Source organism: Actinacidiphila sp. bgisy145, assembly GCF_057708125.1.
In genome coordinates, this window is sequence record NZ_JBYIRL010000054.1 from 1 (window position 1) to 22,663 (window position 22,663).

Annotated in this window: 17 protein-coding genes; 6 read left to right on the forward strand and 11 right to left on the reverse strand. The window is 74.5% G+C overall.

Going from position 1 to position 22,663, the window contains the following annotated elements; all coding sequences use genetic code 11:
* Positions 1–167 precede the first annotated feature (167 nt).
* Positions 168–2,222, forward strand: coding sequence for a LamG-like jellyroll fold domain-containing protein (locus AC3ERT_RS32850; RefSeq protein WP_435178524.1), 2,055 nt, complete (start codon positions 168–170; stop codon positions 2,220–2,222).
* 88 nt (positions 2,223–2,310) lie between these two features.
* On the opposite strand, the gene AC3ERT_RS32855 is transcribed toward AC3ERT_RS32850, so the two are convergent.
* The 5 genes from AC3ERT_RS32855 to gmd form a co-directional block, all read right to left on the reverse strand.
* The gene (locus AC3ERT_RS32855) at positions 2,311–3,192 is read right to left on the reverse strand and encodes an NmrA family NAD(P)-binding protein (RefSeq protein WP_335982814.1); all 882 of its coding nucleotides are present in this window, start codon (positions 3,190–3,192) and stop codon (positions 2,311–2,313) included.
* 120 nt (positions 3,193–3,312) lie between these two features.
* A complete protein-coding gene (locus AC3ERT_RS32860; RefSeq protein WP_435132867.1) occupies positions 3,313–4,137 on the reverse strand; it encodes a glycosyltransferase family 2 protein in 825 nt (274 codons plus the stop codon).
* Positions 4,134–4,937 carry a hypothetical protein gene (locus AC3ERT_RS32865; protein WP_435178526.1) on the reverse strand — a complete coding sequence of 268 codons (804 nt, stop codon included), beginning with the start codon at positions 4,935–4,937 and terminating at the stop codon, positions 4,134–4,136. Before AC3ERT_RS32865 ends, AC3ERT_RS32860 begins: the two co-directional genes overlap by 4 nt.
* The gene (locus AC3ERT_RS32870) at positions 4,934–7,153 is read right to left on the reverse strand and encodes a LamG-like jellyroll fold domain-containing protein (protein ID WP_435178528.1); all 2,220 of its coding nucleotides are present in this window, start codon (positions 7,151–7,153) and stop codon (positions 4,934–4,936) included. The genes AC3ERT_RS32865 and AC3ERT_RS32870 overlap by 4 nt, the downstream gene beginning before the upstream one ends.
* Before the next feature lie 129 nt (positions 7,154–7,282).
* Positions 7,283–8,296: a GDP-mannose 4,6-dehydratase gene (gene gmd, locus AC3ERT_RS32875; protein WP_335982920.1), complete on the reverse strand. Its 1,014-nt coding sequence runs from the start codon at positions 8,294–8,296 to the stop codon at positions 7,283–7,285.
* A gap of 135 nt (positions 8,297–8,431) precedes the next feature.
* On the opposite strand from gmd, the gene AC3ERT_RS32880 reads away from it, so the two are divergent.
* Positions 8,432–9,394, forward strand: a complete 963-nt coding sequence (locus tag AC3ERT_RS32880; protein ID WP_435132875.1) for a GDP-L-fucose synthase family protein — start codon at positions 8,432–8,434, stop codon at positions 9,392–9,394.
* Positions 9,395–9,402: 8 nt separating this feature from the next.
* Here the strand turns inward: AC3ERT_RS32880 and AC3ERT_RS32885 are convergent, their stop codons facing one another.
* Positions 9,403–11,019 (reverse strand): exopolysaccharide biosynthesis polyprenyl glycosylphosphotransferase, encoded by a 1,617-nt coding sequence (locus tag AC3ERT_RS32885; RefSeq protein WP_435178530.1) that lies wholly within the window; start codon positions 11,017–11,019, stop codon positions 9,403–9,405.
* A 320-nt stretch (positions 11,020–11,339) separates the two neighbouring features.
* Here AC3ERT_RS32885 and AC3ERT_RS32890 point away from each other — a divergent pair, with 320 nt between their 5' ends.
* Positions 11,340–12,407, forward strand: coding sequence for a small ribosomal subunit Rsm22 family protein (locus tag AC3ERT_RS32890; protein ID WP_435178532.1), 1,068 nt, complete (start codon positions 11,340–11,342; stop codon positions 12,405–12,407).
* Between the two features lie 36 nt (positions 12,408–12,443).
* Here the strand turns inward: AC3ERT_RS32890 and AC3ERT_RS32895 are convergent, their stop codons facing one another.
* Both AC3ERT_RS32895 and AC3ERT_RS32900 read right to left on the reverse strand, forming a co-directional pair.
* The gene (locus AC3ERT_RS32895) at positions 12,444–13,571 is read right to left on the reverse strand and encodes a magnesium and cobalt transport protein CorA (RefSeq protein ID WP_435178534.1); all 1,128 of its coding nucleotides are present in this window, start codon (positions 13,569–13,571) and stop codon (positions 12,444–12,446) included.
* Entirely contained in the window at positions 13,568–15,160 is a 1,593-nt protein-coding gene (locus AC3ERT_RS32900; RefSeq protein ID WP_435178536.1) for a phytoene desaturase family protein, read from the reverse strand. Before AC3ERT_RS32900 ends, AC3ERT_RS32895 begins: the two co-directional genes overlap by 4 nt.
* 293 nt (positions 15,161–15,453) lie before the next feature.
* Here AC3ERT_RS32900 and ddaH point away from each other — a divergent pair, with 293 nt between their 5' ends.
* A complete protein-coding gene (ddaH, locus tag AC3ERT_RS32905; protein ID WP_435178567.1) occupies positions 15,454–16,272 on the forward strand; it encodes a dimethylargininase in 819 nt (272 codons plus the stop codon).
* Here ddaH and AC3ERT_RS32910 read toward each other — a convergent pair.
* From AC3ERT_RS32910 to AC3ERT_RS32920, 3 genes are read right to left on the reverse strand one after another with little or no spacing between them, the layout of a single operon-like run.
* Positions 16,205–17,113: a heme ABC transporter ATP-binding protein gene (locus AC3ERT_RS32910; RefSeq protein WP_435178538.1), complete on the reverse strand. Its 909-nt coding sequence runs from the start codon at positions 17,111–17,113 to the stop codon at positions 16,205–16,207. The genes ddaH and AC3ERT_RS32910 overlap by 68 nt on opposite strands.
* Positions 17,110–18,231, reverse strand: a complete 1,122-nt coding sequence (locus tag AC3ERT_RS32915; protein ID WP_435178540.1) for a FecCD family ABC transporter permease — start codon at positions 18,229–18,231, stop codon at positions 17,110–17,112. The genes AC3ERT_RS32910 and AC3ERT_RS32915 overlap by 4 nt, the downstream gene beginning before the upstream one ends.
* Positions 18,228–19,238: a heme/hemin ABC transporter substrate-binding protein gene (locus tag AC3ERT_RS32920; RefSeq protein WP_435178542.1), complete on the reverse strand. Its 1,011-nt coding sequence runs from the start codon at positions 19,236–19,238 to the stop codon at positions 18,228–18,230. Before AC3ERT_RS32920 ends, AC3ERT_RS32915 begins: the two co-directional genes overlap by 4 nt.
* A gap of 173 nt (positions 19,239–19,411) precedes the next feature.
* Here AC3ERT_RS32920 and AC3ERT_RS32925 point away from each other — a divergent pair, with 173 nt between their 5' ends.
* Both AC3ERT_RS32925 and AC3ERT_RS32930 read left to right on the forward strand, forming a co-directional pair.
* Positions 19,412–20,968, forward strand: a complete 1,557-nt coding sequence (locus AC3ERT_RS32925) for an HtaA domain-containing protein (protein ID WP_435178544.1) — start codon at positions 19,412–19,414, stop codon at positions 20,966–20,968.
* A 111-nt stretch (positions 20,969–21,079) separates the two neighbouring features.
* Positions 21,080–22,651: an HtaA domain-containing protein gene (locus tag AC3ERT_RS32930; RefSeq protein WP_435178546.1), complete on the forward strand. Its 1,572-nt coding sequence runs from the start codon at positions 21,080–21,082 to the stop codon at positions 22,649–22,651.
* Positions 22,652–22,663: the final 12 nt, after the last annotated feature.

A 22,663-nucleotide genomic window follows, 5' to 3' on the forward strand; every position in this document is an offset into this window, starting at 1 on the left:
CCCCCCCCCCCCCCCCCCCCCCCCCCCCCCCCCCCCCCCCCCCCCCCCCCCCCCCCCCCGGCCCGGAGTTGGGGGAGAGTTCGGCGGACGGACCCCGAAGTGCCGTGCCGCCGTAGGCGGAAGATCCCTAGCGTGACGCCGTTCGAATCCCCACCTTTGGAGTGGACATGCACGGCTCACCCGACAGCGCGCCCGGGTCCCACCAGGCGCACGAGACCAGCGGCGGCGAGGACGGGCAGTGCGCCTGCCCGCGCACCGCGGACCTGGACGGCGAGGGCATCGCCGCCGCCAGCCGCCGCACCTTCCTGCGCGGCGCCGGCGTGCTGAGCGCGGGCGCGGCCGCGGCGGGCCTGCTCGGCACGGCCCCCGCGTACGCCGCAGCCGACAGCAAGGACGGCAAGGGCGCCAAGGGCAGCGGCGGCAGCGGCAAGGACGACGACCCGTACGGCCAGACGGCCATGACGCCCGCGCCGCGCGGCAAGTGGAGCCCGGACCCGGACGACCCCCGGTTCACCGTCGTGGTGATGCCCGACACCCAGTACATGTTCGACCAGGACCGCATCCACCCGGTGCCGGTCGAGGCGTCGTTCCGCTACGTGCTGGACCCGGCCGGGCGCGCCGGCGGCGACGACGAGAACATCGTCTTCCTCGCGCACCTCGGCGACGTCACCAACAACGGCCTGGCCGAGGAGTACACCGCGGCCACCAAGGTCTTCGACATGCTGGACCGGGCGGGCGCGGCGTACGGCGTCCTCGCGGGCAACCACGACGTCTCCGGCGACGACCAGCGCGGCTCCACCCCCTACCTCCAGACCTTCACCCCGGCGCGGGCCAAGCGCACCGCGGGCTACCACTCCTCCAGCCCGGACGGCTACAACACCAGCCACGTCTTCAAGGCCGGCGGCCGCTCCTGGATGCTGCTCTCGCTGGACTGGCGGCTGTCGGAGCAGGGCTTCGCGTGGGCCAACGCGGTGATCAAGGCCAACCCGACGCTCCCGGTGATCGTGACCACCCACGAGATCGTCGGCTCCTACGACGACGGCACCGCGGGCCTGTCGGACTACGGCCAGCAGATGTGGGACGGCCTGATCAAGGACAACGACCAGATCTTCCTGACCCTCAACGGCCACTACTGGCCGCCCGGCAGCACCGTGATGAAGAACAGCGCCGGCAACGACGTGCACCTGCACATCACCAACTACCAGGACCGGTACTACGGCGGCGCGGGCATGATCCGCTCCTACCGCTTCGACCTGACCCGCGGGGTGATCGACGTCGCGACGTTCTCGCCCTGGATTCGCGAGCTCGCGGCCGACGACGAGCTCAACGACCTCGCCGCGAAGGAGATCGAACTGACCTCCTCCGTCGACCGGTTCTCGATGGCGATCGACTTCGACCAGCGGTTCGCGGGCTTCGCACCGGTGCCGGCGCGCGCGGCCCGCCCCGCGCGGCGGATGCTGGTGCCGGGCACCCTGGCGTACTGGCGCTTCGACGAGGGCGGCAAGTCGGGGTCGAACGTTGCTGCGGGCACCGTGGTCAAGGACCAGACCGGCCAGGGCAACGACCTTGCCCTGCACAGCGTTTCGGGCAGCGCCGCCGACGCGCTGACCTGGACCGGCGACCACCACCCCGACCAGCCCGGTCACGGCAGCCTGGTCTTCGCCGGACAGGGCAACCCGGTCACCGGCGCGTACTTCCGCACCGTGGACGGCGCGCCGATCAACGCCGAGACGTTCACCCGCGGTTACACCTTCGAGGTCTTCTTCAAGGTGCCCTCCGACTGGGACGGCGGCCGCAACGGCTGGTCGTCGATGCTCAGCCGCAGCGGCAGCGCGGGCAAGGCGGGCAAGACCGGCGCCTCGGCGACCGCCGACGAGCCGGTCCTGACGCTGAGCCTGTCCAGCTCGATCGAACTCCAGTGGAACGTCTACCCGGTCAACCAGGACGGCGCGGCCACCAACTGGAGCCACCTGCTCCAGCAGGAGGAGTGGTGGCACGTCGCGGTCGTCAACGACGGCCGGATCACCAAGCTGTACGTCAACGGCTGCGAGGAGGGCCGCAACCCCAACAGCACCAACACCGGCCTGACCGCGCTCGACCTGCCCTTCCTGCTGGGCGGTTACGAGTGGGCCGGCGCGGTCAGCCAGGTCTTCCACGGCTCGATCGGCGACGTGCGCATCGTGGACCGCGCGCTCGCGCCGAGCAGCTTCATGAACGCCTGAGGCCCCCCGGACGGCCCGGACGCCTCGGACGGCCCGACGGCCCGACGGCGGCGGAGCGGTGCGCGTCCGCCCGCCGCCGTAAGGGTGTTCAGCCCGCCTCGACCGCGGGCCTGAGCACCTCCCGCATCCACTGGCGGTAGCTCGTCGGCGCGGTGTTCTCCGGGGTGCGCACGGCCGCGTTGTCCAGGCCGCGCGCCTTGGCGGCGGCCATGTCGAGCAGGCTGCCGGCCATCGCCTCGGAGAACCCGTACCCGGTCAGCTGCTGCCGGGTCTGCTCGCGGTCGGCCTGCTCGTAGCGGACCGGGATGCCGAGCACCTCGGCGGCGAGCGCGGCGACCTCCTCGAAGGTCAGGTCCTCCGGGCCGAGCAGGTCCAGGGTGTCCTGGCCGGTCCAGCCGCGGTCGCGCAGCAGGCGGGCGGCGAGGTCGGCGATGTCGCGGGTGGCGGTGAACGGCAGCTTGACGTCCCCGGGGACCGTCTCGGTGATGACCCCGCGCTGCCGGATCTGCGCCACCTGCCGGGTCAGGTTGTCCATGAAGCTCGGGATGGCCAGCGCCCGGAAGTGCACGCCGGTGCTGCGGATCAGGTCCTCCATCGCCAGCGACCCCGAGACATGGCCCGCGTACAGCTGCGTGCCGCGGCCGAGCGCGGAGACGGTGACGACGTGCCGCACGCCGTGCCGGACGACCGCGTCGGCGAAGGGGATGCTGAAGGTGACATAGGCGTCGTAGACGCTGGCCGCGCGCGAGTCCGCCGGGACCAGCCAGAACACCGACTCCGCGCCCTCGACCGCGCGCTCGGCGACCTCGCGGTCCCGATGCGAGCCGACCACCACCTCCACCCGCTCGCGCACGGCCGCCGGCAGCCGGTCCGGGTCGCGCACCACCACCCGGACCTGCTCGCCGTGGTCCAGCAGGTCGGTCAGGACCCGGCTGCCGATGTGTCCGGTCGGTGCGGTGACGACGATCACGATGCGTCCTCCAGTTCGTGAAGTAAACTCCACCGTAGAGTTTACTTCATCGCCGGGGGAGGCCCGCACCCGTGCGGGCGGGCCGGCCGGGCCGGGGCGCCCGCACGGGGTGGATCGGGCTCAACCGCGCCGGTACTCGCGGGCCTTGAGGCCGATCTGCCAGCGGTAGAAGCTCATCGCCAGCGCGTAGTCCAGGCCGGCCCGGCCGTCGAGGAAGCCCCGCCGGTAGACGTAGGCGTACGCGAAGGAGACCAGCGGCTTCAGCGGCGCCCGGTGGAAGAGCTGCCCCTGCCGGGACTTCACCCGGCGGATGTCCTCCTTCACCGCCGGGTGGACCTCCAGCCACGCCTCCCAGTCGGAGTAGCGGTTGTGGCGCTCGAACCAGGTGCGCACCGGGTCGAGGTCCTCGTGCTCGATCGAGGCGCGCAGCCGCGCCGCGGAGGGCGCCAGCGGCTGGTAGTGGCCCTCCTGCTCGCCCATGCCGGGTGCGTCGAGGTCGGCGGGCTCGGGGAAGCGGCAGCGGGTGCGGTCGAGCAGGGCCCGCTTGACGATGGTGTGGCCGTGCCGCAGCCGCCGCCCGGCGAACCAGTAGCCGAGCGGGATGTCGAACGCGGCCACCGACGGCGGCCCGGCGGCGAAGGCGGCCCGCAGTTCGGCGAGCAGTTCGCGGCTGGGCGTCTCGTCGCCGTCGAGGAAGAGCACCCACGGGATCTCGGGCCGGACCCGGTCCAGGCACCACTGCTTCTTCTTCGGGTAGCCGCCGTCCCAGGTGTACTCGACCACCTCCGCGCCCAGCCCCGCCGCGATCTTGCAGGTGTCGTCGGTGCTGTGCGAGTCCACCACGACCACCGCCCGGACGTGGCCGATGACGGAGGAGACCGTACGGGCGATGTTCTCCGCCTCGTTCCTGGTCGGGATCACCACGACCAGCGGGAGTGTGCTCACGAGGTCCTTCCGGAAGGGGTGGCGGACGGGGAGGAGGGCGCGCCCGGGGACGTGCTCGGGGACGCCGAGGCCGACGGGGCCGGTGCGGTGATCGGCGGCAGCCAGGCGTAGCAGCCGCTGGAGCTGACCGTGCGCGCGCCGGGCGCCACCGTCAGCACCGCCTTCGCCGGGGTCGCGGCCGCACCCGACGCGAGCGTTGTGCCGTCGGCGCCGGTCACCCGCCAGGTGCAGGTGGGCGACACGCTCGGCGCCCGGTAGCGCCCCGGCGCCACCGACGTGCCCGCGACCGCCCGCGCCGCCACCGGGTGGGTGCCGTCGCCGAAGCCGTGCGCGGCCGCGGTCACGACGTACGCCTGGTCCGGGCACAGGGTGCGGACGGCCGCGGTGGCGCCGGACAGGCTGATGTCGCCGGTGACGACGGCGCTCGCCGCCACCGCCGGGTCGATCGCGGAGGTACGGGTCAGCCGGTCGCACACCTCCTGGCCGCCTTCGAGGACGGCCACCGGGTCCTCGCCCTTGGGCACCCGCCCGGACAGGTACTTCTTCTCCGGCGCGCTGAAGGCGCCGCCGCCGGGCGGGGTGAGCCGGCTGTCGGGCACCTTCGGGCCGGAGGCGGCCGAGCCGGCCGCCTCGCTGGGAGCGTCGGCGCCGTGCGCGCCGCCGCTGCCCGCCGAGGCGGTGGCGGGCGCCGCGGTCGCGTGGTGCCCGCCGCTGCCGCACGCGGCGAGCAGCGCCACCGCCGCCGCCGTCGCGAGGACGGCGGCGGCGGCGCGGCGGGCGCGCGCGGGGCGGACGCTCACTTGGCCGTCCCCAGCGTGTAGTGCTTCGCGACCTGCGCGGCGGTCAGCACCGTCGGGTAGACGGCGGCCTCGTCGATCGAGCCGGCGAAGTCGTCGCTGGTCGGCCGGTTCGGCCAGCCGTTGAGGTTGTCGCCGCCGACCCGCCAGTAGCCGGTGTACGCCTGGCTGCCGGTCATGGTCGTGCTGGACGCCTTGAGCACGCCGTCGACGTAGAGCTTCGAGCCGCCGCTGCCCTCGGTGGCGACCACCTGGTGCCAGGCACCGTCGTTGTACTTGGCGGAGCTGGTGAGCGTCTGGACCTTGGTGCTGACCGCGCCGTAGACCACCTGGCCGCTGTTGAGCATGTAGATGTGCTTGTCGTAGTAGACGCTGGTCTGCGTCGGGTCGTTGCCGAAGCCGATGATCTTGCCGCCGGTGGTGGTGGTCGTCCTGAACCACGCCTCGACGCTGAACGTCTTCGGCTGCGGGTGCGAGCGGTCGCCGTACGTCCACTGCGAACTGCCGTTGAACGTGTACGCCTTGGAGCCCGGCACCGCGCCCGTCACGCCGTGCACCGGGCCGCCGACGCTGACCCCGCTCTCGTTGGACGCCGAGGAGTCCGCGGTGTAGGAGCCGGACGCCGCGTCGTACCGCCAGTACAGCGTGGCGCCGTCGGCGAGCACCTGCGTCGGGTACGCCTCCGCCGAAGCCGGCACCGTGGCCGAGGCGTTGGGCGACAGCGCGGTGGTGTTGGTGCCGTCGCTCGCGGTGACCCGGTAGGTGTACTTCACGCCCGGGCTCACGTCGGTGTCGGTGAAGGACAGCTGCGGGCGCACCCACGGCAGCGAACTGGCGGTGGTGGTGTAGATCGGCGTGGTGGCGCCGTTGCGGTACACCCGGTACGTCAGCAGGCTGTCGTCGTTGTCCAGGCTCGACTGCCAACTCACCTTCACCGCACCGGGCTTGATGCTGGTGACCGAGGTCTGCGGCAGGCTGGGCGCGGTGGTGTCGGGGGTGCTGGGGAAGCGGGTCAGGCCCTGCTGCGCGGTGCCGTTGACGGTGGTGAACTCCCCGCCGACCCACAGGTACTCGGTGCTGCCGACCTTCGAGAACGACATCACCCGCGGGCCGATCTGCTCGCCGATCCCGTCGTTGGTGTCGGGGAACCAGGAGACCAGGTGCGGGTCGCCGACCGGCTCGGCGAGCAGGTGCTTGCGCACGCCGTTGGGGTACTCGCCCATGCTGGAGCAGTCGTGGGCGTGGCTGCCGCTGTACAGCACGCTCCCGTAGACCGCGACGGTCTGGGTGGCGCCCAGGCAGTTGTCCCGCCAGACCTGGCTGAAGTCGGTGAGGCTGAAGCGCGCCCGGCCGTCGAACACCCCGCCGCCGGTGCCCTCGTTGCCGGTGTAGAAGCTGTTGCTCGCCGGGTCGACGTAGATGGTCTTGGTGACCGAGGCGGCGTCGAAGAAACCGGTCGGGTACGCCTTCACCAGCGCGCCGGTGGTCGCGTCGACCACGGCCAGGGAGTGCGAGTCGGTGCCGTCCACGGTGTTGAAGTCGCCGCCGAGGATGGCGTCCTTGCCGTCGGGGGTCAGCGCGAGGGCCCGGCCCGGGTTGTCGACGTTCGGCGCCCACGGCAGCAGTGCGCCGTCCGAGGCGCTGACCGCCGCGTAGCGGTGCCGGGTGGTGCCGCCGACCGAGGTCACGTCGCCGCCGAAGTAGACCGCGTCGTCGGTGGCCACGATGGTGCGCACGGTGCCGGAGACCGCCGGGCGGAAGGTGGTGCGCACCGTGCAGGTGGCCAGGTCGATCGCGGCCAGGCTGCTGACGCCGGTGCCGCTGACCGAGCCGAAGAAGCCGCCCGCGTAGAGCGTCTTGCCGTCGGGCGAGACAGCCAGGGCGCGGACGGTGGCGTTGTCCGAGCCGACCGTGAACGACGGCTGGCAGCCGGCCGGTTGGCCGGTGGCCGCGTCGAAGGACGCGAAGTTCGCCGCCGCCGTCTCCTGGGTGCCCGCGGCCGCGCCCGGCGGGCGGATCGTGGAGAAGGTGCCGCCCGCGAACACGTCACCGCCCGACTGCGCCATCGCCCAGACGATGCCGTTCGTCTGGTAGGTGGGCAGGTTTCCCGCGGTGATCCCGACGGGTGCTTGCAGTGCGGTCGCCGACGGCGGCCCCACCATCCCCAATGCCGCGGCTGCCAAGGCGAGGGCAGCGGTCAACACCGGCCATCTGCGCATGGGTTGCTCTCCTCTGGAACGGATAGGCGGGTGGTGCGGGGGCGTTGTACTCAGGTGCGTGCCGTGCGTGCTGCTTCAGGTAGGTGCCGTGCTTCCGGTACGTGCTGTGCTGCCGTACGCGCGGGGGCGCTAGCGGTCGATGCGGACGGCCGCGCCCGCGAGCTGGTCCGCCACCTGCTGGATGTCGGCGTCCACCATCAGCCGGGCCAACTCCTCGGCCCCGACCCGTGGTTGCCAGCCGAGCAGCTCGCGGGCCTTGGAGGCGTCGCCGATCAGCGCGTCCACCTCGCTGGGCCGCTCGTACTTCGGGTCGTAGCGCACGTGCTCGGCCGGGTCCAGGCCGGCATGCGCGAACGCCGTGTCCAGGAACTGCCGTACGGTGGCGGGCCGTCCGGTGGCCACCACGTAGTCCTCGGGCTCGGCGCGCTGGAGCATCCGCCACATCGCGTCCACGTACTCCGGCGCGTAGCCCCAGTCCCGGACCGCGTCCAGGTTCCCGAGGTAGAGCCGGTCCTGGAGGCCCGCCTTGATCCGGGCCACCGCGCGGGTGATCTTCCGGGTCACGAAGGTCTCACCGCGGCGCGGCGACTCGTGGTTGAACAGGATGCCGTTCACCGCGTACATCCCGTACGCCTCGCGGTAGTTGACCGTCGCCCAGTAGCCGAAGACCTTCGCGCAGGCGTATGGGCTGCGCGGGTGGAAGGGGGTGCCCTCGTGCTGCGGCGGCGGGGTGGCGCCGAACATCTCGGAGGAGGACGCCTGGTAGACGCGGGCGTCGCTGCCGCTGGCCCGTACCGCCTCCAGCAGCCGCAGCGCGCCGAGCCCCGTGACGTCACCGGTGTACATCGGCGCGTCGAAGGAGACCCGCACATGCGACTGGGCGCCGAGGTTGTAGATCTCGTCCGGCCGCACCTCGCGCAGCAGGTTCACCAGCCCCACCCCGTCGGCCAGGTCCGCGTGGTGCAGCACCAGCGACCGGTGCGCCTCCTGCGGGCCCTGGTAGATGTGGTCGATCCGCTCGGTGTTGAACGACGAGGAGCGCCGCACGATGCCGTGCACCGTGTAGCCCTTCGACAGCAGCAGTTCGGCCAGGTACGAGCCGTCCTGCCCGGTGACGCCGGTGATGAGGGCGGTCTTGCCCACGGGTTCCCCCAAGAGGTGGAGTGGTCGGGCGGACACCCGGGACAGGGTGCCAGGGCGAGTCGGCCGAAGTCAGGGAATGGACGGAAAGAAGGGATCGGCACCGCGGTGTCCCGATCGGCTGGCACAATCGCCGCCATGAGCGAACTGCTGCCGCCCGGCGCCCGGATATTCGTCGCCGGCCACCGCGGGCTGGTCGGTTCCGCGATCGCCCGCCGGCTGACCGCCGACGGCCACCGGGTGCTCACCCGCACCCGCGCCGAACTCGACCTGCGCGACGCCGCCGCCACGGCCGCCTACCTGCACGGCACCCGGCCCGACGCGGTGGTACTGGCCGCCGCCCGGGTCGGGGGGATCATGGCCAACGCCACCCACCCGGTGCAGTTCCTGGAGGACAACCTCGCCATCCAGCTCAGCGTGATCGCCGGCGCCCACCAGGCGGGCGTGGCCCGCCTGCTCTTCCTCGGCTCCAGCTGCATCTACCCGCGGCTGGCCGAGCAGCCCATCCGCGAAGAGGCCCTGCTCACCGGCCCGTTGGAGCCCACCAACGAGGCGTACGCGCTCGCCAAGATCGCCGGCATCGTCCAGGTGCGCTCCTACCGGCGGCAGTACGGCGCCGGCTTCGTCTCCGCGATGCCCACCAACCTCTACGGGCCCGGTGACAACTTCGACCTCGCCACCTCGCACGTGCTGCCCGCACTCATCCGCCGCTTCCACGAAGCCGCGCAGGGCGGCCTGCCCGAAGTGGTGCTGTGGGGCAGCGGCACCCCGCGCCGAGAGTTCCTGCACGTCGACGACCTCGCGTCGGCCTGCGCGCTGCTGCTGCGCCGCTACGACGCGGACGAACCGGTCAACGTCGGCTGCGGCACCGACCTGACCATCCGCGAACTCGCCGAGACCGTACGGGACGTGGTCGGCTACCGCGGCGCGATCGGCTGGGACACCGGCAAGCCCGACGGCACCCCGCGCAAACTGCTGGACGTGACCCGGCTGCACGCGCTGGGCTGGCGGCCGCGGATCGCGCTGCGCGACGGCATCGCCGCGGTCTACGACCACTGGCGCACCGCGCCCGCCGCCGCCCGGTCTGTGTCCGGCTCCTGACCGGCCCATCAGTACGCACCGCGCCCGTCGACGACCGCCCGCAGCGTGCGGGCCATCACGTCCACGTCCCCGGCGAGCGACCAGTTGTCGACGTACCGCAGGTCGATCGCCAGCGTCTCGTCCCACGACAGCTCGCTGCGCCCGCTGACCTGCCACAGCCCGGTGATGCCCGGGCGCACCGAGAGCCGCCGGCGGGCCACCTCGTCGTAGCGGGCCACCTCGTCCGGCAGCGGCGGGCGCGGGCCGACCAGCGACATCTCGCCGCGCAGCACGTTCAGCAGCTGCGGCAACTCGTCCAGCGAGCAGCGCCGCAGCACCCGGCCGACCGCGGTGATCCGCGGGTCGCGGCGCATCTTGAACATCAGCCCGTCGTGTTCGTTGCCGCCGGCCTGCTCCAACTCCGCCCGGCGGGACTCCGCGTCGGCGACCATGGTGCGGAACTTCCACATGGTGAACGGCGCGCCCGCCCGCCCGTGCCTGGTCTGCCGGTGGAAGACCGGCCCGCGCGAGGAGCAGCGGACCGCGGCGGCCAGCACCGCGAACAGCGGGGCCAGCAGCAGCAGTCCGAGCGCCGCCCCGGCCCGGTCCAGCGCCGCTTTCACCGCGACGGGCGCACCGGAGCGGGCCGGCGGCGCGATGTGCAGCAGCGCCAGGCCCGCGGGCGCGTCCAGTTGCATACGGCCCACCCCGACGTCCACCAGGCCGGGCGCCACCGCCAGCGGCACCAGCGCGTCGTGCAGCGCCCACGACAGGCGGCGCAGCCGCTCGGCGGACAGCCGCGGGCCCGGCAGCACCAGGACGAGTTCGGCCCGGTGCTCGCGGACCGCGCCCAGCACGATGCCCGCGTCCTCGGCCGGGCCGCTGGGCGCCACCGGCCCGAGCCGCGTGGTGACCGGCGCCCCGCTCGCCACGCGCGCGCCGCCGACCGGCACCACCCCGACCACCACGTAGGCGTGGTCGGTGCGGGCGGCGAGATGGCCCACCACGTCGTCCGCGGCGGCCGGTTCGCCGACCACCAGCACCCGGCGCACCGCGTGCGCGCAGCGCCGGGCGGCGACCAGGTGGCGGTGCGCGGCGGTCCGGGTCGCCACCGCGACCGGCGGCGCGGCGGCGACCCCGGCGAGCGCCTGCGCGGCGCCGACCTGCTCGTCCGCCGCCAGGAGCAGCACCGCCAGCACCCCGAGCAGCACCAGCCAGTCGGCGACGACGGCGGTCACACCGCTGCGCTCGCCGAGTTCGGCGGCGGTGTAGCGGCGGCGGCAGGCGCGGACGGCGAGCCAGGCCGCGGCCGCCGCCGCGCCCGCCGCGGCGGCGTGCGGCTGCCCGGCGCGGTGCAGCAGCGCGGCCGGCGGGAGGGCGGCGGCCAGCGCGTCGGCGGTCAGCGTCAGCGGCAGGTACCACAGCGCCTTGTCGCCGTAGCCGCTGTGTGCGCGGTGCACGCCGTGCCAGCCGGGCAGGGCGCGGGCGCGGTACGGGGACGGCGGTGTCTCCGCCGCCCCGGATAAGGCGGGCAGGACCGGCGGGGCGGGCCGCGCGGAGCGCGGGCGGAACCGGCGCCGTGGCTCGCCTTCCACGGGTATTGCGGGCAGTACGGGTGTAGCCGGGGTTGTTTCGGTACGCCGCATGGACCCCCCTGGCACATCGCGACCGACGAGGAGCCCCAGCACTTCCCCAAGTGCTGGCGCTCCGTGACACCTGCGAACGGTAAGCCACCAAGGGTCCGTTGCGCCGTCGATTGCACGTATTCGAGTGGATGTGATGACAGAGTTGACTGTCTGCGTGTGCTCTTGGCCGCTTCGACGGTCTCCGACCCCCGCCGCCCGCGCAAGAGGGCGTCCCCTCCCGGCGCGCAGCCCGGAGTGCCGCCGCCGGCGGCGCGGGGACGTGCGGGGGCTGGGCGCGGGGAGTGCGGGGGCCGGCCGCGGACCGCCTAGAGTGGGGCTTCGTGTCTCTCGTTCCCACCGTGCACCTGCCCGACGACCTTGCCGCGGCGCTGACGCGCCGGCTTGCCGCCACCGCGCCGACCGAGGCGTCCGCGCAGGTGGACCGGCTGATCGAGAACTACCGCGGGGCGACACCCACGGCCGCGCCGGTGCTGCGGGACGCGGGTGACGCGGCGGCGTACGCGGCGTACCGGATGCCCGCGACGTACGCGGCCGCGCGGTCGGCGCTGGCCGAGCTGCGGGCCCGTACGGGGGCCTGGACCCCGCGGGCGCACCTCGACCTCGGCGGGGGGACGGGCGCCGCGCGGTGGGCGGTCGCCGACACCTGGCCGGGGGAGTCCGGGCCGCGCGGCACCGTACTGGACTGGTCGGCCGCCGCGCTCGACCTCGGGCGGGCGCTGGCCGCCGACGCCTCGGCGCCCTCGGTGCGGGCCACCACCTGGACCCGGGCGCCGCTGTCGGGGGCGCCCGAGCTCCCGGCGGCGGACCTGGTCACGGTCTCCTACGTGCTCGGCGAACTCACCCCCGGCGACCGCGCGTCGCTGGTCGACGCGGCCGCCGGCGCCGCCCGCGCGGGCGGGGTGGTGCTGGTCGCGGAACCCGGTACGCCCGAGGGCTACGCGCGGGTGATCGCCGCCCGCGACCGGCTGGTCGCCGCCGGGTTCAGGGTGCTGGCGCCCTGCCCGCACAGCGGGCCCTGCCCGGTCACGGGCACCGACTGGTGCCACTTCGCCGCGCGCGTGCCGCGGTCCGCGCTGCACCGCCAGGTCAAGGGCGGCACCCTGCCGTACGAGGACGAGAAGTTCAGCTACGTCGCCGCCGTCCGCCCCGACGGCGCCGGGACCCCTCCCGCACCTGCCGCCAACCGCGTGGTGCGCCACCCGCAGACCCGCAAGGGCCAGGTCCTCCTCGACCTGTGCGCCGCCGCGGGCGACATCACCCGCACCACCGTCACCAAACGCCACGGCCCCCTCTACCGCGCCGCCCGCGACGCCCGCTGGAGCGCCCCCTGGCCCCCCGACGACCAGCCCGCCAGCGGCGGAGGGTCGGACCGCGAAGGGGCGGTCTAGGCCCCGTCAGCCAGGCGGGATTTGTTCAGACACGACCTACAGCCAGCCGACGCGGTGGAAGGCGCGGTAGCACAGGGCGGACAGGACGGCGGTGACGCCGAGCATCACCGGGTAGCCGTAGGTCCAGGCGAGTTCGGGCATGTGGTGGAAGTTCATGCCGTAGAAGCCGGCGATCATCGTCGGGATGGCGAGGATCGCCGCGCCGGCGCTGATCCGGCGCATGTCGACGTTCTGCTGCACGGCGAGCTGGCTGAGGTTGGCCTGGAGCAGGCCGTCCACCAACTCGCCGAAGGCCAGGAGCTGTTCGCGGACGTGGGAGAGGTGGTCGGAGACGTCCCGGAAGTAGCGGCCCATCTCGGCGCTGACCAGGCCGTCGGCGCCCTCGGTGAGGCGTTCGAGCGGGCGGGCCAGCGGGAAGACGGCGCGCTTGAACTCGATGAGTTCGCGCTTGAGTTGGTAGATGCGGCTGGCGTCGTCGCCGTGCTCGGGTGAGAACACGTCGGACTCCAGAGTGTCCACGTCGAGTTCGACCGCGTCGGCGACGTCGACGTAGTCGTCCACGACCTGGTCGGTGATGGCGTGCAGCACTGCGGTCGGGCCGTGCGCCAGGATCTCCGGGCGGCTTTCCAGGGCGCGCCGGACCCGGGAGAGCCCGGGCGCGCTGCCGTGCCGCACCACGACCACGAAGTCCGGGCCGAGGAAGATCATCACCTCGCCGGTGTCGACCACCTCGCTGGTCGCGGTGAGCTTCTCGTGCTCCACGAAGACGACCGTCTTGAGCACCAGGAAGAGCGTGTCGCCGTACCGCTCCAGCTTCGGCCGCTGGTGGGCGTGCACCGCGTCCTCCACCGCGAGCGGGTGCAGCCCGAAGACCTGCGCGATCTCCTCCAGGTGCTCCGCGTCCGGCTCGTGCAGCCCGATCCACGCGAAACCGCCGCGCTTGCGGGCCTCGTCCAGCGCCTCCTGCGGCGGCAGCGACGCGGCCCGGCAGCCCTCCTCGTACACCGCGCAGTCCACCACCACGTCGGTGGTGCAGCGCCGCTGCTCGGGCAGCTCGCGCTCCGCGCCGTCCAGGGCGTGCCAGCGGCCGCCGCGCCGCCACTGCCGCCCGAAACCGCGCCGGGAGCCGTCCTTGCGGTGCGCCACCGCGGGGGTGTCCGTCATCGTGCCTTCTCCAGTACCGCTCTCGCCGCGTTGTGCCCGGGGACACCGCTGACCCCGCCGCCGCGGACCGCGCCCGCGCCGCAGAGGAAGACGTTCGCACATCCGGTGCCGACACCCCAACGGTCTGTGCTCTGGGTCACATCGCCGTCGGCGCCGGGGCCGACCGGGGCCGCGTACGGCCAGGACAGGTCCCGGTGGAAGATGTGGCCGCCGGGCAGCCCCACCTCCCGTTCCAGGTCCAGCGGCGACTTCGCCTCCAGGCACGGCCGCCCGTCCGCGTCGGTGGCCAGGCAGTCCGCCAGCGGCTCGGCGAGCACCGCGTCGAGCCGGTCCAGCGTCGCCGCCAGCAGCTCGCGCTTGGCGCCCTCCGGGTCGGCGGCGAAGAGCCGGGCGGGCGCGTGCAGCCCGAAGAGCGTCAGGGTGTGCGCACCGGCCGCGGCCAGCTCGGGGGAGAGGATCGAGGCGTCGGTCAGCGAGTGGCAGTAGATCTCCGACGGGGGCGCGTCCGGCACCCGCCCGGCGGCCGCCTGCTCGTACGCCGCCTGCAACTGCCCGTAGCCCTCGGCGACATGGAAGGTGCCCGCGAACGCCTCGCGCGGGTCCACCGCGCGGTCCCGCAGCCGCGGCAGGCGGCGCAGCAGCATGTTCACCTTCAGCTGCGCGCCTTCCGGGCGGGGCGGCGGGGGTGTGCCGAGCAGCCCGGCCAGCGTGTGCGGGGAGGCGTTCACGAGCACGTCGCGGGCGGCGACCGTACGGGTCCGGCCGCTCCCGGCGTCCTCGTACGCCACCTCCGCGACCGTGCCGTCGGTGGTGATCGCGGTGACCTCGGCGCCGGTCGTGATCCGCGCGCCCGCCGCGCGCGCCGCGTCCGCGAGGGCGTCGGTGAACGCGCCCATCCCGCCGACCGGCACGTCCCAGTCGCCGGTGCCGCCGCCGATCACGTGGTAGAGGAAGCAGCGGTTCTGCCGCAGCGACGGGTCGTGCGCGTGGGTGAAGGTGCCGATCAGCGCGTCGGTGAGGACCACGCCGCGCACCGTGTCGTCGGCGAACGCCGCCTCCACCGCCTCCCCGAGCGGCCGCTCGAACAGCGCCTCCCAGGCGGCGCTGTCGCCCACCCGGCGCTCCAGCTCCGCCCGGGTCGGCAGCGGCTCGGTGAGGGTGGGGAAGACCTGCCGGGCCACGTGCGCGGTCATCGCGTAGAACCGCTGCCACGCCTCGAACTCCCGGTCCGAGCCGGTCAGCCGCGCGAACTGCTCCCGGGTGCGCCCGCCGTCCACCGCGTCCACCAGCAGCCCGGTGTCCCCGTGCGGGGTGTACGACGAGATGCGGCGCCGCCGCACCGCGAAGCGCAGGCCCAGGTCGTCCACGATCTTCCGCGGCAGCAGGCTGACCAGGTACGAGTAGCGCGACAGCCGCGCGTCCACCCCGCGGAAGGCCCGCGTCGACACCGCGGCGCCCCCGGTCCCCGGCAGCCGCTCCAGCACCAGCACGCTCCGCCCGGCCCGGGCGAGATACGCCGCGGCCACCAGACCGTTGTGCCCGCCGCCCACGATCACGACGTCCTGCCGCGCCCCGCTTCCCACGTCCATCCCCGCACTGTACGGCGCCCCGGGCCGCCCCGGCTGGACCTTGTCCCTCGGGTACGGCGCCCTCCCCGGCGGGGTGCGGGCCGGGGGCCCGAACGGGCTAGGGACCGGTAGGGCGAACCGGGCGCACAATGCAGGCGTACGACCCCGTGCGGACGAACTGCCGTACGGGGCCGTGCGATTCCGCGTCCCCGGCTCCGGGCCGACCGTCCGGTGCGGGGGCGCCGTGCAAGTCAGGCACTCAACCACCCTCCGAGGAGCCCCCATTGCGCATCGCGACGCCCCGCCGGTACCTGATGTGCCCACCGGCGCACTACCGAGTGACGTACAGCATCAACCCCTGGATGGACCCGCGGAAACCGGTGGACCCGGCGCTCGCGATGTTCCAGTGGGAGGACCTGCGGGAGCGCTACCGCGGGCTCGGCCACACCGTGGAGGTGCTCGACGCGCTGCCGGGCCTGCCCGACATGGTGTTCGCGGCGAACGGTGCCACCGTCGTGGACGGCCGGGTGCTGGGCGCGCGGTTCGCCAACCCCGAGCGCACCGCGGAGGCCCCGGCGCACCTCGCCTGGTTCCGCGCGCACGGCTACCCCGACATCCGCGAGCCGGAGCACGTCAACGAAGGGGAGGGCGACTTCGCGGTGACGTCCTCCTGGCTGCTGGCCGGGCAGGGCTTCCGCAGCAGCCCCCTCGCGCACGACGAGGCACAGGAGTTCTTCCGCCGCCCCGTCATCAGCCTCGAACTCACCGACCCCCGCTACTACCACCTCGACACCGCGCTCGCCGTCCTCGACGACGCCGCCGACGAGATCATGTACTACCCGGGCGCCTTCACCCCCGGCAGCCGCGCCGTCCTCGCCCGGCTCTTCCCCGACGCGCTGCTCGCCACGGCCGAGGACGCCGCCGCCTTCGGCCTCAACGCCGTCAGCGACGGCCGCAACGTGCTGCTGCCGCGCGCCGCCAAGGGCCTGCGCGGGCCGCTGCGCCGCCGCGGTTTCGCGCCGGTCGCCGTCGACCTGTCCGAGTTCCACAAGGCAGGCGGCAGCGTCAAGTGCTGCACGATGGAGCTGCGCCCGCAGGTGCCCCCGGCGCCTCCGGTGCCCCCGGTTCCGTAGTGCGGTGCGGGTGGATCAGAGGGCGGCCGGTGCGCGGGTGGGGGAGGACCTCCACCGGGTGCCGGTAGACCCGGGTGAGCAGCGGCGCGGTGAGCACATCGGCGGGGGAGCCGTCGGCGGCGATCAGGCCGCCGGCCAGGACGGCGACACGGTCGGCGTGCGCCGCGGCGAGCCCGAGGTCGTGCAGGACCACGACGACGGCCCGCCCGGCGGCGGCCTGACCGCGGCAGACCCGCAGCACCAGCTCCTGGTGGCGCAGGTCCAGCGCCGCGGTCGGCTCGTCGAGCAGCACCAGCGGCGCCTGCTGGGCCAGGACGCGGGCGAGGCCGACGCGGGCGCGCTCCCCGCCCGACAGCGCGGGACAGGGGCGCGCCGCCAGCGCCCGCACCTCGGTGGCGGCCATGGCGGCGGCGACCGCGGAGCCGTCGTCGCGCCCCGCCCAGGGCGCCCGGCCCATCCGCACCACCTCCTCGACGGTGAACGGGAAGGCGAGCGGCGCGGACTGCGGCAGCACCGCCCGGCGCAGGGCGAGTTGGGCGGCCGTCCAGGACGCCACGGGCGCGCCGTCCACCCGCACCTCACCGTCCCCGGCGGGCAGGTCACCGGCGAGCGCGGCCAGCAGCGTGGACTTGCCGGCCCCGTTGGGCCCGACCAGCGCCAGCACCTCCCCGGCCCGCACGTCCAGCGACACCCCCGCCAGCACCTCCCGACCGCCCAGCGACACCCGCACCTCGCGGGCGGCGGCGAGCACGTCGCCGGGCCGGGCGGGCGCGGGAGGCGCCGGCCGCGCCGTGAACAGCCCGCGCAGCCCCCGGCGGCCGGGCAGCGTACGCCCGCTCACGCCCAACCCCCTTGCCGGCCACGGGTCCTGCGCAGCAGCCAGAAGAAGAACGGGCTGCCGACGAGCGCGGTCAGCACCCCGAGCGGCAACTCGGCCGGCGCCGCCAGGGTCCGCGCGGCCAGGTCCGCGGCCACCAGCACCAGGGCCCCGCCCAGCGCGCTGCCCGGCAGCAGGAAGCGGTGGCCGGGGCCCGCCGCCATCCGCAGCAGGTGCGGCACCACGAGCCCGACGAAGGAGACGATGCCCGCGACCGCCACCGCGGCGGCGGTCAGCAGCGCCACCACCGCGATCAGCGCCAGCCGCGTCCGCTCCACGTCGACCCCCAGGTGCCGGGCCTGCCGCTCGCCGAGCGCCAGCAGGTCCAGCCGGCGCGCGTACCAGGGCGCCACGGCCAGCCCGGCCGCCGCGCACGGCAGCACCGCGAGCACCTTCGGCCAGGTCGCCTGCGCCAGCGAACCCAGCTGCCAGAACGTGATCTCGGTGAGCTGCGCGCTGTCCGCGGAGAACACGCACAGCCCGATCGCCGCGCCCGCGAAGGCGTTGACGGCGATGCCGGTGAGCACCAGCGTCACCACCTCCGTACGGCCGCCGGAGCGGGACAGCCCGTAGACCACCAGGACGGTCAGCAGACCCGCGGCGAACGCGCAGACCGTGACCGTCCAGTTCCCGGCGAAGCCGAGGCCGAGCGCGATCGACCCGGCGGCGCCGACCGCGGCGCCCGAGGAGATCCCGATCACGCCCGGCTCGGCCAGCGGGTTGCCGAACACGCCCTGCATCAGCGCGCCCGCGCAGCCGAGCGACGCGCCGACCAGCACCGCGAGCACCACCCGCGGCATCCGCACGTCCCACAGCACCGACTCGCCCACCCGGTCCAGCCGGTGGCCGCCGAGCCCGGCCCGGTGCGCCACCGACGCCATGACGTCACCGGTGCCGAGGTGATAGGCCCCCACGCCGACCGACAGCAGCACCACCAGCACCAGGCCGACGGCAAGTCCCGTACCGAGCAGGGTGTTGCGCCGCCCCCATGGCCAACGGACGCCGGAAGCAGCGGGCTTGGCGGCGGGCGCGCCGGCATCGGGTCCCGCGGGGGCGGCCGTGGTGTCCTGGGATGCCGTCACTTCGCCGACTCCCGTATCCCGTCGGCCAGTTCGCGCAGCACCACATCCGTGCGCGGGCCGAAGTTCAGCAGGGTGCCGTCGTCGATCGCGACCACCTGGCGGTCCAGTCCGGCCGGGGTCTGGGCGACGCCCGGCACCTTCTCCAGGCCCGCGACCCCGCCCACCGACCGGAGCCCCTCGGTCATCACCAGGATGACGTCGGGCGCGGCCTTCACCAGGGCCTCGGCGGTGATCGGGGTGAAGTCCTTCGTCAGGCCGGACGCTACGCCCGCGTCGGTGCCGCCGGCCGCGGCGATCAGGGAGTCGGCGCCGGAGCCGCGCCCGCCGATCAGGTAGACGGACGCGGTGCCGCGCAGGTAGAGGAAGGCGACCCGCGGCCTGCGCGCCTCGGCCGGAACCTCCCGGCGGACGGCGGCGATCCGCTGCGCGGTGCGCGTACGCAGCTTCTTCCCCGCGGACGCCACGCCGAGCGCGGCGGCCACCGCGTCGATCCGCGGGCCGACGTCGGACAGCGAGGTCGCGGCCGGGAGGACCACCAGCGGTACGCCCGCCGCCCGGATCTGCGCGATCGCGTCTGCCGGGCCGGTGGTGGACTCGGCGAGGACGACCGTCGGACGCAGCGAGAGCACGCCCTCCGCGGACACGTCGTGCGCGCGGGTGACCAGGGGGAGCTTGGCCGCCTGAGCGAAGGTCGCCGAGATGTCGCGGGCCACCACACGGCTGCCCAGCCCGAGGGTGAAGACCACCTCGGACAGGCCGCCGGTGAGCGGGATGATCCGGTCGTCGCTGCGCACGGTGACGGTACGGCCGTCGGACGACCTTACGGTGGCGGGCAGTTGGGGCGCGGGGGTGCCGGACAGCGGCTGTACCAGGTCGGCGGCGGAGGCGGTGGACCCGGCCGGGGCGGGCGTGCCCGGCGAGGCGCTGCCGCCGCACCCGGCCAGCAGGACCGCCAGTGCGAGGGCGAGTGCGGCGGCCCACCGCCATTCCGTCGAGCGCGACCCCACGTTCCCCGTCCCGTCCGTGCTGTGTACCGGCCCTCTTCGCACTGCTCGCCGCCTCCTCGTCGTCGTCACGGTCACCGTCACCGTCCCGGACCTCCGGGGGCGGGCTTCCCGCCGCCCATGAGGTTAGCTTAGGTTAGCCTTACCTAAGTCGGTCGGTTTCTTGAGAGGTCCGTATGCCGTTGCTCCGCCCTGCCCGGGTCCGGGCCCGTGTGCGCCGCCGCGTACGGCTCCGGCCGCGCATCGCCACCTGCCTCGCCCTGCTCGCCGCCGCGCTCCTCGCGCCGGTGACCGCCGCGCACGCGGCTCCGCAGGACGCGCCCACCCGCACGGTGCTGGGCGGCCGGCTGGACTGGGGCATCAAGGCGTCGTTCCAGAGCTACGTCACCGGACCCATCGCACAAGGCAGTTGGAGCCTGACCGGGGGCGCCGACACCGTCGGCAGCAGCCAGTTCCGCTTCCCGTCCGCGCAGGGCACGTACGACCCGGCCACCGGCGCGCTCACCGCCGGCTTCCAGGGCGGCGTGCACTTCGTCGGGCACCGCCAGAGCGGCGGGAGCTACGTCCTCGACCTGGCCATCTCCCGCCCCACCGTGCGGATCTCCGGCCGCACCGGCACCCTCTACGCCGACATGCGCAGCAAGGACAAGGACACCGGTAAGTTCACCACCACCGCCCAAGTGCCGCTCGCCTCCCTCGCGTTGGGCAAGGTCAGCACCAAGGGCGCCACCGGCACGCAGCTCGACCTCGGCACCGTCCCGGCGACACTCACCGCGCAGGGCGCCCGCGCCTTCGCCGGCTACTACACCGCGGGCACCGCCCTCGACCCGGTCACCTTCTCCGTCGACCTGCACCGCCCCGCCGCCGCGTCCGCTACCACACCCGCCAAGTCGCCCTCAGCAAGCCGGAGTTCGAGCACCACGTCCGGCCCGCTGACCGGCGGCGCCGTCGACTGGGGCATACGCCGCACCTTCCGCGAGTACGTCAGCGGCGACATCGCGCACGGCCGGACGCAGGTCTCCGGCGGGGCCCAGGACGGCGGCGCCGTCTACCGCTTCGGCAGCGGCAAGGGCAGCTACGACGCGAAGACCCGCACTCTGGACGCCTCGTTCACCGGAACCGTCCGCTTCCTCGGCCTGCGCGCGGCCGACGGATCGTACGGGCTCGACCTCGCGCTCAGCGGCGTACGCGTCCACCTCGCCGGCGCCAAGGGCACCCTCTACGCCGACGGGACCGCCTTCGCCACCTTCACCGCGCCCGCCGCGCCCACGCCCAGGAACGGCCTGCTCACGGTCGCCGACGCGCCCACCGAACTGACCGCGCGGGGCGCCGCGAAGTTCAACGGCCTGTACACCGCGGGCACGTCGATGGACCCGATCAGCGTGTCCGCCGCCCTGACGGCGAGCGCGAAGCTGCCCGCGCTGCCGGACATCGGCACCGCCCCGACCACGGCCGCCTCCGCACCCGCGACGACGCCCGCACCGCCCGCCGGCAGCGCGCCCGCCGCCGCTCTGCACCCCGAAAACGCCTCCGACGGCACCGGCACCGGCGCCGGGACGGTCACCGCGCTGTCCCTCGGCGCGGCGGCCGTCCTCGCGGCGGCCGCGTTCGCCCGGGTCCGCGGCCGCGGGCGCCGCCGCGACGGGGCCGCCACCGTACCCGGGTCCGGCGACGGACCCGCCCCTGAGCCCGGTCTCGGGCCCGGACCGACATCCGGGCCCGAGGCCGACTGAAGCCGGCGGCAGCGGATACCCCGCGCCCGCTGCCGCCGGTCCCCCCAACTCCCGTTGCCCGTACACCCCTTGCGCATCGCACCCGTTGCGCCCCAAAGGAGGCATTCCGCCATGTCCGCGCTCACCCGCATGCCCCGACGGCACCGCTCCCGCCTGCTCGCCCTCGCCATCGCCGCCGCCACCGCCGGGGGCGCCGCCGCGCTCGGCCTGCCCGCGCTCGCCACCGCCGCGGACGCCCCACCGCCGACCCTGCCGCTGAGCGGCGGCACCTTCGACTGGGGCGTGAAGCAGTCCTTCCGCGGCTACGTCACCGGCATCGCGGCGGGCACCATCACCACCGCCGACGGCGCGACCGCCAACGACGACGGCACCTACCGCTTCACCCACGGCACCGGCACGTACGACACCAGCACGCACTCCGTGACGGTCGCGTTCGACGGCAGCGTGGAGTTCGCCTCCGCGCTGCACGGCTTCGACATCAAGCTCGCCGACATCAAGCTGACCACCACCGGCACGACCGGCACCCTCACCGCCGACGTCACCTCGGCGGGCACCACCTCCGAGGACGTGGACTTCGCCGCACTCGACCTGTCCGCGGCCACCGCGGGCCACGGCTCCGACGGCAGCATCACCTACGACGCGATCGCGACCGCGCTGACCGCGGACGGTGCGCAGGCGTTCAACGGGATGTACCAGGCGGGTACGGCGCTCGACCCCGCGAACCTCGCGGTGACGGCGGGCTCGGCCACGACGACCCCGGCGACCACCCCGCCCACCACCTCGCCGACGACGGCACCCACGACGGCACCGAGCACCGAGCCGGCCACGACCGGGCCGACCACCGGGCCGACCACGTCGGCTCCCGCCACGACGGACCCAGCGACCACCGCGCCCGCGGCTCCCACCGACACCGGCACCGGCACCGGCGCCACCGTGGTGGACGGCAACCTCGACTGGGGCGTGAAGGAGTCCTTCCGCAGCTACGTCACCGGCCCGATCGCCGACGGCAAGGCCGAGTTGAGCGGGGGCGCCGCCGACACCGCCGCCGGCTACCGCTTTCCGAAGGGAACCGGCACCTGGGACGCCGACGGCAAGGCGCTCAACGTGTCCTTCGCCGGCGGCGTCCACTTCCTCGGGCACCTCACCGACGGCACCTACCTGCTCGACCTGTCCTTCAGCAACCTCAAGGTGACCACCAGCGGCAGCACCGGCACCCTGACCGCCGACGTCACCAGCAAGGACATGTCCACGGGGAAGACCAGCAGTTACGACGACCTCGACGTGGCCACCCTCAGCAAGGTGTCGCCCACGGTCAACGGGGAGGTGGTCACCGTCAGTTCGGCCGCCGCCTCGCTCACCGCCGACGGGGCGGGCGTCTTCAGCGGGTTCTACCAGGCCGGTGACGCGCTCGACCCGGTGACCGTCGCGGTCTCCCTCGAGGACGGCGCCGCACTCCCCACCGCCTCGACCGCCTCCACCGGCACCTCCGCGGCGGACACGTCGTACGGTGCCGCCACGGTCGGCGGCACCGACGGCACCACCGACGGCGCCACGCTCGCGTCCACCGGGTCCGACACCCCCGTCCCCCTCCTCCTCGGCGCGGCCGCCGCCCTCGTCGTCACCGGTGCCGCGGCCACGGCCCTCGTAGCCCGCTCCCCCCGCCCGCGCCGCACCACCGGCTGACGCCCCCGGGGT

What these genes read in the sequence shown, in the direction of transcription:
- AC3ERT_RS32850 (WP_435178524.1), top strand. Translation starts at nt 168, where the DNA reads ATGCACGGCTCACCCGACAGCGCGCCCGGGTCCCACCAGGCGCACGAG.
- AC3ERT_RS32870 (WP_435178528.1), bottom strand. Translation starts at nt 7,153, where the DNA reads ATGCGCAGATGGCCGGTGTTGACCGCTGCCCTCGCCTTGGCAGCCGCG.
- AC3ERT_RS32880 (WP_435132875.1), top strand. Translation starts at nt 8,432, where the DNA reads ATGAGCGAACTGCTGCCGCCCGGCGCCCGGATATTCGTCGCCGGCCAC.
- AC3ERT_RS32885 (WP_435178530.1), bottom strand. Translation starts at nt 11,019, where the DNA reads ATGCGGCGTACCGAAACAACCCCGGCTACACCCGTACTGCCCGCAATA.
- AC3ERT_RS32895 (WP_435178534.1), bottom strand. Translation starts at nt 13,571, where the DNA reads ATGACGGACACCCCCGCGGTGGCGCACCGCAAGGACGGCTCCCGGCGC.
- AC3ERT_RS32900 (WP_435178536.1), bottom strand. Translation starts at nt 15,160, where the DNA reads ATGGACGTGGGAAGCGGGGCGCGGCAGGACGTCGTGATCGTGGGCGGC.
- ddaH (WP_435178567.1), top strand. Translation starts at nt 15,454, where the DNA reads ATGTGCCCACCGGCGCACTACCGAGTGACGTACAGCATCAACCCCTGG.
- AC3ERT_RS32925 (WP_435178544.1), top strand. Translation starts at nt 19,412, where the DNA reads ATGCCGTTGCTCCGCCCTGCCCGGGTCCGGGCCCGTGTGCGCCGCCGC.
- AC3ERT_RS32930 (WP_435178546.1), top strand. Translation starts at nt 21,080, where the DNA reads ATGTCCGCGCTCACCCGCATGCCCCGACGGCACCGCTCCCGCCTGCTC.